At 65.3% G+C, this 13,934-nt stretch carries 11 protein-coding genes; 8 read left to right on the forward strand and 3 right to left on the reverse strand.

Features of this window, described 5'->3' with window-relative positions:
• Window positions 1-37: 37 nt before the first annotated feature.
• The 8 genes from BHD08_RS20895 to glp all read left to right on the forward strand — a co-directional run bounded on the left by BHD08_RS20895 (window position 38) and on the right by glp (window position 11,102).
• On the forward strand, window positions 38-3,793 hold the full coding sequence (locus BHD08_RS20895; RefSeq protein WP_125024718.1) for a nitrate reductase subunit alpha: 3,756 nt from the start codon (window positions 38-40) through the stop codon (window positions 3,791-3,793).
• A 10-nt stretch (window positions 3,794-3,803) separates the two neighbouring features.
• Complete coding sequence (gene narH / locus BHD08_RS20900; protein ID WP_015278195.1) at window positions 3,804-5,342, forward strand: nitrate reductase subunit beta; 1,539 nt, start codon at window positions 3,804-3,806, stop codon at window positions 5,340-5,342.
• 3 nt (window positions 5,343-5,345) lie between these two features.
• The gene (narJ, locus tag BHD08_RS20905) at window positions 5,346-6,101 is read left to right on the forward strand and encodes a nitrate reductase molybdenum cofactor assembly chaperone (RefSeq protein ID WP_015278194.1); all 756 of its coding nucleotides are present in this window, start codon (window positions 5,346-5,348) and stop codon (window positions 6,099-6,101) included.
• On the forward strand, window positions 6,094-6,885 hold the full coding sequence (gene narI, locus BHD08_RS20910; RefSeq protein WP_015278193.1) for a respiratory nitrate reductase subunit gamma: 792 nt from the start codon (window positions 6,094-6,096) through the stop codon (window positions 6,883-6,885). Before narJ ends, narI begins: the two co-directional genes overlap by 8 nt.
• A gap of 81 nt (window positions 6,886-6,966) precedes the next feature.
• The gene (locus tag BHD08_RS20915) at window positions 6,967-7,926 is read left to right on the forward strand and encodes a peptidylprolyl isomerase (protein WP_015278192.1); all 960 of its coding nucleotides are present in this window, start codon (window positions 6,967-6,969) and stop codon (window positions 7,924-7,926) included.
• 168 nt (window positions 7,927-8,094) lie between these two features.
• Window positions 8,095-9,084 (forward strand): GTP 3',8-cyclase MoaA, encoded by a 990-nt coding sequence (gene moaA / locus BHD08_RS20920; RefSeq protein WP_015278191.1) that lies wholly within the window; start codon window positions 8,095-8,097, stop codon window positions 9,082-9,084.
• Window positions 9,085-9,327: 243 nt separating this feature from the next.
• On the forward strand, window positions 9,328-9,873 hold the full coding sequence (gene moaB, locus BHD08_RS20925) for a molybdenum cofactor biosynthesis protein B (protein WP_014821507.1): 546 nt from the start codon (window positions 9,328-9,330) through the stop codon (window positions 9,871-9,873).
• Window positions 9,870-11,102 carry a gephyrin-like molybdotransferase Glp gene (glp, locus tag BHD08_RS20930; RefSeq protein WP_125024720.1) on the forward strand — a complete coding sequence of 411 codons (1,233 nt, stop codon included), beginning with the start codon at window positions 9,870-9,872 and terminating at the stop codon, window positions 11,100-11,102. The genes moaB and glp overlap by 4 nt, the downstream gene beginning before the upstream one ends.
• 55 nt (window positions 11,103-11,157) lie before the next feature.
• Here the strand turns inward: glp and BHD08_RS20935 are convergent, their stop codons facing one another.
• The 3 genes from BHD08_RS20935 to BHD08_RS20945 all read right to left on the reverse strand — a co-directional run bounded on the left by BHD08_RS20935 (window position 11,158) and on the right by BHD08_RS20945 (window position 13,890).
• Complete coding sequence (locus BHD08_RS20935; protein ID WP_125024722.1) at window positions 11,158-11,709, reverse strand: cytochrome b; 552 nt, start codon at window positions 11,707-11,709, stop codon at window positions 11,158-11,160.
• 88 nt (window positions 11,710-11,797) lie between these two features.
• Window positions 11,798-13,237: an ATP-binding protein gene (locus tag BHD08_RS20940; protein ID WP_125024724.1), complete on the reverse strand. Its 1,440-nt coding sequence runs from the start codon at window positions 13,235-13,237 to the stop codon at window positions 11,798-11,800.
• Window positions 13,231-13,890 (reverse strand): response regulator transcription factor, encoded by a 660-nt coding sequence (locus BHD08_RS20945; RefSeq protein ID WP_125024726.1) that lies wholly within the window; start codon window positions 13,888-13,890, stop codon window positions 13,231-13,233. The genes BHD08_RS20940 and BHD08_RS20945 overlap by 7 nt, the downstream gene beginning before the upstream one ends.
• Between the last annotated feature and the right edge of the window lie 44 nt (window positions 13,891-13,934).

Consider the following 13,934-nt stretch of genomic DNA (forward strand, 5'->3'; position numbering starts at 1 on the left):
GGCCAGTGGTTCGCAACCGGAGTGAGGAGAGAAAACAATGAGCCACTTGCTCGATCAACTGCGCTTCTTCAACAGGAAGCAAGGCGAGTTCGCCGATGGTCATGGCGAAACCCGCATCGAATCCCGCGACTGGGAGAGCGTCTACCGTTCCCGCTGGCAGTACGACAAGATCGTGCGTTCCACCCACGGCGTGAACTGCACCGGTTCGTGCTCCTGGAAGATCTACGTGAAGAACGGCCTGATCACCTGGGAAACCCAGCAGACCGATTACCCGCGCACCCGCAACGACCTGCCCAACCACGAGCCGCGCGGCTGCCCGCGTGGGGCCAGCTACAGCTGGTACATCTACAGCGCCAACCGCCTGAAGTACCCCAAGGTGCGCAAGCCGCTGCTGAAACTGTGGCGTGAAGCGCGACGCAACATGAGCCCGGTGGACGCCTGGGCCAGCATCGTCGAGGACAAGGCCAAGGCCGAGTCCTACAAGAGCAAGCGCGGCATGGGTGGCTTCATCCGTTCCAGCTGGGAAGAAGTCAACGAGATCATCGCCGCCGCTAACGTCTACACCGTCAAGCAGTACGGTCCGGACCGCGTGGTCGGCTTCTCGCCGATCCCGGCCATGTCGATGGTTTCCTACGCTGCCGGTAGCCGCTACCTGTCGCTGATCGGCGGCGTGTGCCTGTCGTTCTACGACTGGTACTGCGACCTGCCGCCGGCCTCGCCACAAGTGTGGGGCGAGCAGACCGACGTGCCGGAATCGGCCGACTGGTACAACTCCAACTACATCATCGCCTGGGGTTCCAACGTCCCGCAGACCCGTACGCCGGACGCGCACTTCTTCACCGAAGTCCGCTACAAGGGCACCAAGACCGTTGCCATCACTCCGGACTACGCCGAAGTCGCCAAGCTCACCGACCTCTGGCTCAACCCGAAGCAGGGTACCGATGCCGCGCTGGCGCAGGCCTTCGCCCACGTCATCTTCAAGGAATTCCACCTCGAGAAGCCGAGCGCCTACTTCCGTGACTACGCCAAGCGCTACACCGACCTGCCGGTGCTGGTGCGCCTGAACGAGAAGGATGGCAGCTACATCGCCGACCGCTTCCTGCGCGCCTCCGATCTGGCTGACAACCTCGGCCAGGAAAACAACCCTGAGTGGAAAACCATCGCCGTCGACGGCACCACCGGCGAGCTGGTTTCGCCGCTGGGTTCGATCGGCTACCGCTGGGGCGAGAAGGGCAAGTGGAACATCGAAGCCCGCGAAGGCAAGGACGGCCGCGATGTCGACCTGAGCCTGACCCAGATCGATGGCGGCGAAACTGCCGAAGTTGCCTTCCCGTACTTCGGCGGCATCCTCCACGAGCACTTCCAGCACGCCGAAGGCGAGAGCATCCAGCTGCGCCGCGTGCCGGTCCGCAGCATCACCCTGGCCGATGGCAGCACCACCAAGGTCGCCACCGTGTTCGACCTGATGGCCGCCAACCTGGGTATCGACCGTGGTCTGGGTGGCGCCAACGTCGCTTCCAGCTACGACGACGCCAGCGTGCCCGGCACCCCGGCCTGGCAGGAAGTCATCACTGGCGTGTCCCGCGAGAAGGCGATCCAGATCGCCCGTGAATTCGCCGACAACGCCGACAAGACCCATGGCCGTTCCATGATCATCGTCGGAGCGGCGATGAACCACTGGTACCACATGGACATGAACTACCGCGGCCTGATCAACATGCTGATGTTGTGCGGTTGCGTAGGGCAGACCGGTGGCGGCTGGGCTCACTACGTGGGTCAGGAAAAACTGCGTCCGCAGTGCGGCTGGCTGCCACTGGCCTTCGGCCTCGACTGGCACCGTCCGCCACGCCAGATGAACGGCACCAGCTTCTTCTACAACCACAGCTCGCAGTGGCGCCACGAGAAGATGAGCATCCACGAAGTGCTCTCGCCGCTGGCCGACAAGTCGCAGTTCCCCGAGCACATGCTCGACTACAACATCCGCGCCGAACGCGCCGGCTGGCTGCCGAGCGCGCCGCAGCTCAACCGCAACCCGCTGCAGATCTGCCGTGAAGCCGAAGCGGCCGGCATGTCGCCGGTGGACTACGTCACCCAGTCGCTGAAGGACGGTTCGCTGAAGTTTGCCTGCGAGCAGCCGGACAACCCGGATAACTTCCCGCGCAACATGTTCATCTGGCGCTCCAACCTGCTGGGCAGCTCGGGCAAGGGCCACGAGTACATGCTCAAGTACCTGCTGGGCACCAAGAACGGCGTGATGAACGAGGACCTCGGCAAGCGCGACGGCTTCAAGCCGCTCGAGGCCGAATGGCAGGAAGACGGCGCCATCGGCAAGCTCGACCTGGTTACCACCCTCGACTTCCGCATGTCCTCGACCTGCGTGTACTCCGACATCGTCCTGCCGACCGCGACCTGGTACGAGAAGGACGACATGAACACCTCGGACATGCACCCCTTCATCCACCCGCTGTCGGCAGCCATCGACCCGGCCTGGGAAGCGCGTTCCGACTGGGAAATCTACAAGGGTATCGCCAAGTCGTTCTCGAAGATGGCCGAAGGTCATCTGGGCGTGGAGAAGGATCTGGTCACCGTGCCGCTGCTGCACGACAGCCCCGGCGAACTGGCCCAGCCGTTCGGCGGCACCGACTGGAAAACCGCTGGCGTCGATCCGCAGCCGGGCAAGAACTGCCCGAACATGACGGTCGTCGAGCGTGATTATCCGGCCACCTACAAGAAGTTCAGCTCCCTCGGCCCGCTGCTCGACAAGCTCGGCAACGGCGGCAAGGGCATCAACTGGAACACCCAGGATGAAGTCGATTTCCTCGGCGAGCTGAACTACAAGGTGCGCGACGAGGGCGTCAGCCAAGGGCGTCCGCAGATCGAGTCGGCCATCGACGCGGCCGAGGTCATCCTCAGTCTGGCGCCGGAAACCAACGGCCACGTAGCGGTGAAGGCCTGGGCCGCGCTGTCGGAATTCACCGGCCGCGACCACAGCCACCTTGCGCTGCCCAAGGAGCACGAGGCGATTCGCTTCCGTGACATCCAGGCGCAGCCGCGCAAGATCATCTCCAGCCCGACCTGGTCAGGCCTGGAAGACGAGCATGTGTCGTACAACGCCGGCTACACCAACGTCCACGAGTACATCCCGTGGCGCACCATCACCGGCCGCCAGCAATTCTTCCAGGATCACCCGTGGATGCAGGCCTTTGGTGAGCAGCTGATGAGCTACCGGCCGCCGATCAACACCCGCACCATCGATTACGTGAAGGGCAAGAAGAGCAACGGCAATACCGAAATCGTCCTGAACTGGATCACCCCGCACCAGAAGTGGGGCATTCACAGCACCTACTCGGACAACCTGATCATGCTCACCCTGAGCCGTGGCGGCCCGATCGTGTGGATGTCCGAAGTCGATGCCAAGAAGGCCGGCATCGAGGACAACGACTGGATCGAGTGCTTCAACGCCAACGGTGCCCTGACCGCCCGTGCGGTGGTCAGCCAGCGCGTGATGGAAGGCATGGTGATGATGTACCACGCCCAGGAACGCATCGTGAACGTGCCCGGCAGCGAGACCACCAAGACCCGCGGCGGCCACCACAACTCGGTGACCCGCGTGGTGCTCAAGCCCACCCACATGATCGGCGGTTACGCCCAACAGGCGTACGGCTTCAACTACTACGGCACCGTGGGTTGCAACCGTGACGAGTTCGTCGTGGTACGCAAGATGGCCAAGGTCGACTGGCTCGACGGCCCGAACGGCAACGACCTGCCGCAACCCCTGCCGCAAGACATCTGAGGAATAGGCCATGAAGATTCGTTCACAAGTTGGCATGGTCCTGAACCTGGACAAGTGCATCGGCTGCCACACCTGCTCGATCACCTGCAAGAACGTCTGGACCAGCCGCGAAGGCATGGAATACGCCTGGTTCAACAACGTCGAAACCAAGCCTGGCATCGGCTACCCGAAAGAGTGGGAGAACCAGGACAAGTGGAAGGGCGGCTGGGTGCGCAATGGCGACGGCACCATCAACCCGCGCATCGGTGGCAAGTTCCGCGTGCTGGCGAATATCTTCGCCAACCCGGACCTGCCGACCATCGATGACTACTACGAGCCGTTCGACTTCGACTACCAGAACCTGCACACCGCGCCGATCTCCGATCACCAGCCGGTTGCACGTCCGCGCTCGCTGATCTCCGGTCAGCGCATGGAGAAGATCGAGTGGGGCCCGAACTGGGAAGAAATTCTCGGTACCGAGTTCGCCAAGCGTCGCAAGGACAAGAACTTCGACAAGATCCAGGCGGACATCTACGGGCAGTACGAAAACACCTTCATGATGTACCTGCCGCGCCTGTGCGAGCACTGCCTGAACCCGACCTGCGCGGCGTCCTGCCCGAGCGGTGCGATCTACAAGCGCGAGGAGGACGGCATCGTCCTCATCGACCAGGAGAAGTGCCGCGGCTGGCGCATGTGCATCAGCGGCTGCCCGTACAAGAAGATCTACTTCAACTGGAAGAGCGGCAAATCCGAGAAGTGCATCTTCTGCTTCCCGCGCATCGAGGCCGGCATGCCGACCGTCTGTGCCGAGACCTGCGTAGGCCGCATCCGCTACCTCGGCGTGCTGCTGTACGACGCCGACCGCATCCATGAAGTGGCCAGCACCGTCAACGAGCAGGACCTGTACGCCAAGCAACTGGAGATCTTCCTCGATCCGTTCGATCCGAAGGTCATCGAGCAGGCACTCAACGACGGCGTACCGATGTCGGTGATCGAAGCCGCGCAGAAGTCGCCGGTCTACAAGATGGCGGTCGACTGGAAGCTGGCGCTGCCGCTGCACCCGGAATACCGCACGCTGCCGATGGTGTGGTACGTGCCGCCGCTGTCGCCGATCCAGAACGCTGCCAGCGCCGGTCACGTCAGCATGGACGGCGTGCTGCCGGACGTCGACAGCCTGCGCATCCCGCTGCGTTACCTGGCCAACCTGCTCACCGCAGGTGACGAGGAGCCGGTCAAGCTGGCGCTCAAGCGCATGCTCGCCATGCGTGCCTACAAGCGCGCCGAGCAGGTCGATGGCGTGCAGGACCTCAAGGTGCTGGAGAGTGTCGGTCTGTCGGTGGCCCAGGTGGAGGACATGTACCGCTACCTGGCCATCGCCAACTACGAAGACCGCTACGTGATCCCGACCGCGCACCGCGAAGAGGCCATGAGCGACGCCTTCGCCGAGCGCTCCGGTTGCGGCTTCAGTTTCGGCAGCGGCTGCTCGGGCGCCTCGGACACCAACATGTTCGGTGCCAAGAAGGCCAACCGCCGCGACATCATCAAGACCGTCCAGCTGTGGGAGGACTGAGCCATGCGCATCCTTAAAGTGATTTCCCTGCTGCTGGACTATCCCGACCAGCACTTGCGCGACGGCCATGCCGAACTGGCCCAGGCCATCGGCTCGGCCCGCGAGATCAGCCCGGAGCAGCGCATCGCGCTGCGCCGCCTGCTCGACGAGCTGACCGAAGACGACCTGATGGACGTGCAGGAGCGCTATACCGACCTGTTCGACCGTGGCCGTTCACTCTCGCTGCTGCTGTTCGAACACGTGCATGGCGAGTCCCGCGACCGCGGCCAGGCGATGGTCGACCTGATGGCGCAGTACACCGAGGCCGGTTTCGACATCGGCGTACGCGAGCTGCCGGACTACATCCCGCTGTACCTCGAGTATCTCGCCACCCGCGATGACCTCGAGGCCCGCGAGGGTCTGGCCGACGTGTCGCACCTGCTGGCTCTGCTGGCAGCGCGTCTGCAGGAACGCGAGAGCCCGCATGCCGCGTGCTTCCGTGCGCTGCTGCAGATCGCCGGCGAGCCGGTGCAGGAAACCCTGGCCAGCCTGCAGGAGCAGGTTGCCGCCGAGGAACGCGACGACTCGCTGGAAGCGCTGGACAAGATCTGGGAGGAGGAGCAGGTCAACTTCCTCCAGGCTGAGCAGCAGGATCGCTGCCCATCCATGCCGAGCGGGCCTGGCAAGGCTCGCGAGGAAAGCCCGGTGCCGCTGCACTGGACCGATTTCAAGCATGACGGGCAGGCCGCCGCGCTCGCCCAGGAGGTGCGCAATGTCTAACTTCAATTTCCTGCTGTTCGGGGTCTACCCCTACATCGCCCTGGCCATCTGCCTGATCGGCAGCTGGGCGCGTTTCGACCTTTCGCAGTACAGCTGGAAGGCCGGCTCGAGCCAGATGCTGTCGAACAATCGCATGCGCCTGGCGAGCAACCTGTTCCACGTCGGCATCATCTTCATCCTGGCCGGTCACTTCGTCGGTCTGCTGATGCCCGAGGCGCTGTACCACTCGTTCATCACCAGCGGCCAGAAGCAGATCGTGGCGATGGTGTCCGGTGGCTTCTTCGGCATCCTCTGCCTGATCGGCCTGGTGATGCTGATTCATCGCCGTCTGACCGATGTCCGTGTGCGTGCCACCTCCAACACCAGCGACATCATGATCCTCTTCGTGCTGCTCGCGCAGCTGGTGCTGGGTCTGCTGACCATCGTCGCCTCTACCGGCCATCTGGACGGTTCGGTGATGGTCCTGCTGGGCACCTGGGCGCAGAGCCTGGTCACCCTGCAGCCGGTCAAGGCCGCAGGCGCCATCGAGTCGGTCAGCGTGATCTACAAGCTGCACGTGTTCCTCGGTATGACCCTGTTCGTGCTGTTCCCCTTCACCCGCCTGGTGCACATCGTCAGTGCGCCGGTGTGGTACCTGGGCCGGCGCTACCAGATCGTCCGCCAGAAGGGCGTCAAGCCAAGCGTGCCGCGCCCGCAGCGTCCGCGCACCTACGAAGCCCCGGCCCGCGAAACTGCAGTGCCGACCGCTGTGCCTGCCACGGCAAAGAGCAAGACTCCGGTATGACCCTCGCTGGCTGACGCCTGGCGCGTCAGCCAGCCTGGCCGATCGGATCGAAGGTTCAAGCGTCTTATCGAGGTAATCATCATGGGTTGTGGATGCGGTGGTAGCACAGGTGGAGGCGGCGGCTGCGGTGGCGGCGCGCGTCCGGAAATCGAAGTGCCGGCAGATGCCCCTCTTTTCGAGGAGCTGCCGCACGAGGAAGACAACGAGCCGGCTGCCGAGCAGGCGTCCGGTGAGCCGCTGCTGATCGCCAGCAGCGAACAGGAATGGCCACGGGTGCGGGTCAATGGGGTGGCGATCGCCTCCCAGGCCATCGCCCAGGAGCTGCAGTACCACCCGGCCGAAAGCCGCGAAGAGGCCGTCTACCTGGCGACCCAGGCGCTGGTGCTGCGCGAGTTACTGCAGCAGCGCATCGGCGAGCTGGGCCTGGTGGTGCAGGCGACAGCCGGCGAGAGCGAGGAGGAGGCGGCCACCCGCACGCTGATCGAGCAGGAAGTGCCGCTGCCGCTGGCGGACGAGGCGGCCTGCCGGCAGTACTACAGCGGCAATCAGCAGCGCTTCTTCAGCGCACCGTTGTTGGCCGCGCGGCACATCTTGCTGGCCTGTCCGGCGGATGACGCCGAGGCGCGCAGCCTGGCTCGCGAACAGGCGCAGGGTCTGATCGCCGAACTGCAGGCCGCGCCGCAACGCTTCGCCGAGCTGGCGCTGCAGCAATCGGCCTGCCCGTCGAAGGCGCAGGGCGGCGCGCTGGGGCAAATCAGCAAGGGCCAGACGGTGCCGGAGTTCGAGCGCCAGCTGTTCCGTCTGCCGGTCGGCCTGTGCACGCAGCCGCTGGAAAGCCGCTACGGCTATCACCTGGTGTTCGTCGATCAGCGCATCGAAGGCGAGCAGCTGCCCTACGAGGTAGTCGCCGGTTCGATTCGCGCCGAACTCAATCAGCGTGTCTGGCAGATCGGTGTCAGCCAGTACCTGCAGAACCTGGTGGGTGCGGCGAACATCGAAGGCATCCTCATGCAGGGCGCGGAAACGCCACTGATGCAATAACGGCGGCTTGGCCCTGGGCGGCTGGATGACGCTTCAGCCATCCCACCGAGCAGGGCCAATGTTGGATGGCGCCTCATCCATCCAGCTGGCGGTAAATGAGCGAGCCTGCGAGGGCCCTGGCGGATGAGCAGAGTGTCATCCGCCCCACGAAGTAAAGAGAGCTTGGCGATGACTCAATTACGCGATGCCCACAACCGCCAGATCGACTACCTGCGCATGTCGGTGACCGACCGCTGCGACTTCCGCTGCGTCTACTGCATGGCCGAGGACATGACCTTCCTGCCGCGCCAGCAGGTGCTCGGTCTGGAGGAGTTGGAGCGCATCGCGCGCATTTTCGTCGGCCTGGGGGTGAAGAAGATTCGCCTCACCGGCGGCGAGCCGCTGGTACGCCAGGGCATCGTCGGCCTCTGCGAGCGCATTGCCGCATTGCCGGGCCTGCGCGAACTGGTGATGACCACCAACGGCTCGCAGCTGGTCAAGCTTGCCGCACCGCTGGCGCGGGCCGGGGTCAAGCGGCTGAACATCAGCCTGGATAGCCTGGACGCCGAGAAATTCCACGCCATCACCCGCACCGGTCAGCTGCAGCAGGTGCTCGATGGCATCGACGCGGCACGGGACGCCGGCTTCGAGCGGATCAAGCTCAATGCCGTGGTGATGAAGGGCCGCAACGCCGAGGAGGTCGCCGACCTGGTGGACTTCGCCATCGCCGGTGGGCTCGATCTGAGCTTCATCGAGGAAATGCCGCTGGGCGACGTCGGTCGTTCGCGCGGCGAGAGCTTCTGCTCCAGCGACGAAGTACGTGCGCTGATCGCCGAGCGTCATGCGCTGATCGATTCGGCCGAGCAGAGCGGCGGCCCGGCGCGCTACGTGCGCCTGGCGGACCATCCGCAGACGCGCATCGGCTTTATCTCGCCGCATTCGCACAACTTCTGCGCCACCTGCAACCGTGTGCGGCTGACGGTAGAGGGGCGCCTGCTGCTGTGCCTGGGCCACGAGAATTCCATCGATCTGCGCGCACTGCTGCGCCGCCATCCGACCAGCGACCAGCCGGTGATCGACGCCATCCACGCCGCGCTGCAACGCAAACCGCTGCGCCATGAATTCTCCAGCAGCGGCGAGGTTCAGGTGCTGCGCTTCATGAATGCCAGTGGTGGTTGAGGCGGGCGCCAGCATGGGCTACGAGTCAACCGTCTAATTCGCTACCATCGACCGGCATCCCCGGTTTGACCCACGTGCCCAGCTGCCGCAGCCGGGCCTTGTCGCAGAGCCAGGTCGCACAATCGCCTGCAGCGTTGTCAGACTCATGGCACCCGTGCCGCGCGGACATACCTCCAATGGGGAATGGGTTCGCATACGGCGCCGGTGCAGCCTGCGCACACATCTTCAAGGGAGTTTCGAGCCATGGCTCACCTGTCCAACACCGAATTCCAGCCCCTGAGCATTGCGGTGCTCACGGTGAGCGACACCCGCAACATCGATTCCGATACATCCGGCCAGGCGCTGATCGACGGCCTGCAGAGCGCCGGCCACACCCTGGCCGAGCGGGCCATCGTCAAGGACGATATCTGGCAGATCCGCGCCCGCGTCTGCAGCTGGATTGCCAGCGAGAACGTGCAGGTGGTGCTGATCACCGGCGGCACCGGTTTCACCGCCCGCGACAACACTCCACAGGCGGTACAGCCGCTGCTGGACAAAGACGTCGACGGCTTCGGCGAGCTGTTCCGCTACGTTTCGCTGGGCGAGATCGGCACCTCCACCGTGCAGTCCCGCGCGCTGGCCGGCATGAGCAACGGCACGCTGGTCTGCTGCCTGCCCGGTTCGACCAACGCCTGCCGCACCGCCTGGAACAAGATCCTCGTCGAGCAGCTGGATAGCCGCACCAAGCCCTGCAACTTCGTCCCGCACCTCAAGGCCTCCGCCGTCGAATACTGCGGGCCACGCTCATGAGCGCCTGTGGCTGCGATACCGGCGGGCTGAAGCCGGTCGACGAGGCCATCGCCGAGCTGCTGGCGCGCGTGCCGGCCCTGCCGCCGGTGGAGCACGTGGCGCTGTCCGATGCCCTTGGCCGGGTGCTAGCCGAATCGCTTGACGCACCCTTCCCGGTACCGGCCTGGGATAACAGCGCGATGGACGGCTACGCCCTGCGGGCTGCCGACCTGGCGGCCGAAGGTGGCTGGCTGCCACTCGCCGGGCGCATCGCCGCCGGTGATGCCGCCGACCAGCAACTGCCTGCCGGCCATGCCGTACGCATTTTCACTGGCGCGCCGCTGCCGCCGGGCGCCGATACCGTGGTGGCGCAGGAGGATTGCCAGATCGAGGCCGATCGCGTGCATTTCCCCGGCGTTACCCAGGGCGCCCATGTGCGTCGTCAGGGCGAGGAACTGCAGGCTGGCGCCCCCGTGCTGCAGGCCGGCAAGCGTCTGCGCCCGCAGGAGATCGGCCTGCTGGCGAGTTTCGGCGTTGCCCGCGTGGCGGTCTATCGGCGCCTGCGCATCGGTTTGCTCTCCAGCGGCAATGAGCTGCGCGAACCCGGCGAGCCGCTGGCGCCCGGGCAGATCTACAACTCCAATCGCTACTGTCTGCTCAGCGTGCTGCGCAGCCTCGGAATGGAGGTTCACGACTACGAAATCCTCGTCGATGAACTGGCGGCAAGCCGGGATGCCCTGGCGCTGGCTGCCTCCGAATGGGACATGCTGATCACCTCCGGCGGCGTCTCGGTCGGCGAGGAGGATCACCTCAAGCAGGCCATTCGCGAACTGGGCGAGCTGCACATGTGGCGCCTGGCGATCCAGCCCGGCAAGCCGCTGGCCTTCGGCGAGGTCAATGGCAAGCCGTGGATCGGCTTGCCGGGCAATCCGGCGGCGGCGCTGATCACCTCGCTGGTGGTAGCGCGGCCGTTCCTGCTCAGTGCCCAGGGTTGCACCGAGGTGCTGCCCAAGCCGCTGCGCCTGACCGCCGGCTTCGCCTGGCGCAAGCCGAACAACCGCCGCCAGTACCTGCGCGCGCGGCTGGAGCAGGTCGATGGCGAGATGCGCGTGTGCCTGCACCCGCGGCAGGGCTCGGCGATGCTGACCTCGGCCAGCTGGGCCGAAGGCCTGGCCATCGTCGAGCGCAACCGCACGCTGGAAGAGGGCGAGACGGTGGAGTATCTGCCGTTCAGCGAACTGCTCGGCTGAACCATGAAAACGCCCGGTCGATGATCAGTCGACCGGGCGTTTTCGTGTCTGCTCGTCAGGCCTGGCGATGGCGCGGCAGCATGCGTTGCAGGGTGCCGTCGCGGCGCACGTACTGGTGGAACAGTGCCGCCGCCGCATGCAGGCCGATCAGCCAGTAGCCGGCGACCGCCAGGGTTTCATGCAGCTCCTTGAACTGGCCGGCCAGATCCTGGTTGGCACCGACCAGCGCCGGCAGCTCGAGGCCGAAGAACGGAATCGCCTTGCCCGCCGCGCTCAGGGTCAGCCAGCCGAGCAGCGGCAGGCCGATCATCAGCGCGTACAGCGCCAGGTGCATCAGCTTGGCCAGCGCGCGTTCCCAACCGGCCCCGACCACCGCCTTTGGCGCGGGATGCAGCCAGCGCGCAATCAGACGCAGCCAGACCAGCCCGAACACCGTCAGCCCGAGCATGAAATGCCAGTGCTTGAGCAGCTCCCGTGGCTCGCTGCCCTTGGGGAAATTGCCCTTCAGTTCGATGGTCGCGTAAACCGCCGCGATCAACAGCAGCATCAGCCAGTGCAGTCCGATGGAAAGCCGCCCGTATCTCGCCGCTTCTGCCTTGATGTTCATTTCACCTACTCCGCGTGTGGGTAACGTGGCGATTCTAGGTGGCGAAACTTAAGCGAAGCTTAGCGGCGGGCGGGACCGTTTGCCGCAGCTAGAAGGAAGCAGGCACCGCGAGAACCCGCGGCAGCTGCACGAGGACCCGCAGGCCGCCCAGTGGCGAGTCCAGCAGCTCGACGCTGGCACCGTGCAGCTCGGCGATTCGCGCGACAATCGACAAACCGAGCCCGGCGCCCTGGCCGCCGCCGAGGCGGAAGAAGCGCTCGAACAGCTGGGGACGCAGTTCGGCGCTGATGCCCGGGCCGCTGTCATCCACCGCGAGGATCAGCTGTTCGGCATCGCCGTGCAGCTGCACCTCGATCTGCCCTCCATGCGGTGTGTATTCCAGCGCATTGCTCACCAGGTTCTGCAGCAAGGTGGTCAGGCTCGCGGCATCGCCGGTGAGGCTGCAATCGGCCTGTTCGTCCACCTCCAGGGTCAGCGCCTGGTCCTGGGCGATGGCCAGCGGGGTGAGCTCCGCCAGTGTCTCGCGCGCCAGGGCGCGCAAATCCAGGGGCGCCAGACGCAATTGCTGGGCACTGGGTTCAAGGCGTGCCAGGGTGAGCAGCTGCGTGACCACGCGGGTGGTGCGGTCCACGCCGACCACCAGCTGCTCGAGTGCTTGCGCACGCTCCTGTTCGTCCTGTGCCTGCTGCGCGTTCTGCGCATGGATGCGCAGCACCGCCAGCGGGGTGCGCAATTCATGGGCGGCGTCGGCGATGAAGCGCTTCTCGCGTTCGATCAGTTGATTGACCTGTTGCAGCAGGCGATTGAGCGAGGCCGCCACCGGTTCCAGTTCCTGTGGCAGTGGTGCCAGCAACAGCGGCGCGAGGTTGTCCGGATCGCGGCTCTTGAGCAACTGAGCCATGCGTGCCAGCGGCCGCAGGCCCCAGCCGACCGCGAACCAGATCAGCAGTGCCAGCAGCGGCAGGCCGATCAGGTCCGGCAGCAGGCTGCGTCGGGCGATCTTGCCGACCAGCTCGCCGCGCACGTCGCCACGCTCGCTGAGCAGAATCCACAGGTCGTCTTCGCGGTCCTGCAACAGGAACAGGCGCCAGGCGTGCCCGTCGAGCATCACGTCGTGGTAGCCGGCGGACAGGCGCGCAAGAGGCGTCGCCGGCGCGCCGAGACCGGCATGCAGTTGCTGTAGCGCGCCGTTGGGTGCGCCGGCCGATTGCAGCAGGGTACTGCCATCGGCGGCATACACCTGAAACCCCAGCTTGGTCTCGTAGTCATGGCCTGGCACGCCCTGGTCGCGGCGGGCGTTCACCGCCGCGTCCAGCGCCGCCTGCAATGCGCGGTGTGCCTGCGGGTCCATCTCGTGGCCGACCAGCCCCTGCACCAGTCGCGCACTCTGCGCCAGCTGGGCATCGAACAGTTCCTCGATCTCATGACTGGCGTCGCGATAGCTGCGCCAGGAGATCAGGCTCAGCGCTACCAGCAGGGTGCAGAGCAGCAGCGCCAGGGTGCGCTGGCGAATCGAACGCCTCAGCATTTGTCCACCAGATAGCCGACACCGCGCACGGTGCGAATCAGCTCGGGAAAGAATTTTTTGCGCAGGTGGTGGATGTGCACCTCCAGCGCATTGCTCTCGACTTCCTCGTCCCAGCCGTAGAGCACTTGTTGCAGACGATCACGGGTCAGTACGCGGCCAGGCTGGGCAATCAGTTCGTGGAGCAGCACGAACTCCTTGCGCGGCAGGTTGATCGGCGTGCCCTGGTAGCTGACCTGCTGGTTGACCGGGTCGAGCAGGATGCCGCGGTATTCCAGGCTCGGCTCCGGGCGGTTGAAGCTGCGCCGGAGCAGGGCGCGCAGACGCGCCTTGAGCTCGGCCACGTCGAACGGCTTGACCAGATAATCGTCGGCACCGGCATCCAGGCCGGCAATGCGGTCGCCGGTGGCATCGCGTGCGGTGAGCACCAGCACCGGCACTGGGTTGGCGGCAGCGCGCAGGCGCTTGAGCACTTCCAGCCCATCCAATCGCGGCAGGCCGAGATCGAGGATCGCCAGCTCGAAGCTCTCGTGGCTCAGCGCGTGCAACGCGCTGGCGCCGTCCTGCAGCCAGTCGACCGTGTAGCCCTCGGGCTTGAGTGCGGTGCGGATGCCCTCACCGAGGGCACGATCGTCTTCCACCAGCAGAATGCGCATGTCGTTCCTGTTGTCCTGGGTTGCTCTGCATTCAACGCCGCCGA

Origin of the sequence: Pseudomonas sp. SCT (genome assembly GCF_003864275.1) — a bacterium.
Lineage (GTDB): Bacteria > Pseudomonadota > Gammaproteobacteria > Pseudomonadales > Pseudomonadaceae > Stutzerimonas > Stutzerimonas stutzeri_AE.

Bases quoted from the DNA above. Each gene is read 5' to 3' on its own strand.
- BHD08_RS20940 (WP_125024724.1), bottom strand. From the start codon at position 13,237: ATGCTGAGGCGTTCGATTCGCCAGCGCACCCTGGCGCTGCTGCTCTGC.
- narI (WP_015278193.1), top strand. From the start codon at position 6,094: ATGTCTAACTTCAATTTCCTGCTGTTCGGGGTCTACCCCTACATCGCC.
- moaA (WP_015278191.1), top strand. From the start codon at position 8,095: ATGACTCAATTACGCGATGCCCACAACCGCCAGATCGACTACCTGCGC.
- BHD08_RS20945 (WP_125024726.1), bottom strand. From the start codon at position 13,890: ATGCGCATTCTGCTGGTGGAAGACGATCGTGCCCTCGGTGAGGGCATC.
- BHD08_RS20935 (WP_125024722.1), bottom strand. From the start codon at position 11,709: ATGAACATCAAGGCAGAAGCGGCGAGATACGGGCGGCTTTCCATCGGA.
- narH (WP_015278195.1), top strand. From the start codon at position 3,804: ATGAAGATTCGTTCACAAGTTGGCATGGTCCTGAACCTGGACAAGTGC.
- BHD08_RS20895 (WP_125024718.1), top strand. From the start codon at position 38: ATGAGCCACTTGCTCGATCAACTGCGCTTCTTCAACAGGAAGCAAGGC.
- BHD08_RS20915 (WP_015278192.1), top strand. From the start codon at position 6,967: ATGGGTTGTGGATGCGGTGGTAGCACAGGTGGAGGCGGCGGCTGCGGT.
- glp (WP_125024720.1), top strand. From the start codon at position 9,870: ATGAGCGCCTGTGGCTGCGATACCGGCGGGCTGAAGCCGGTCGACGAG.
- narJ (WP_015278194.1), top strand. From the start codon at position 5,346: ATGCGCATCCTTAAAGTGATTTCCCTGCTGCTGGACTATCCCGACCAG.
- moaB (WP_014821507.1), top strand. From the start codon at position 9,328: ATGGCTCACCTGTCCAACACCGAATTCCAGCCCCTGAGCATTGCGGTG.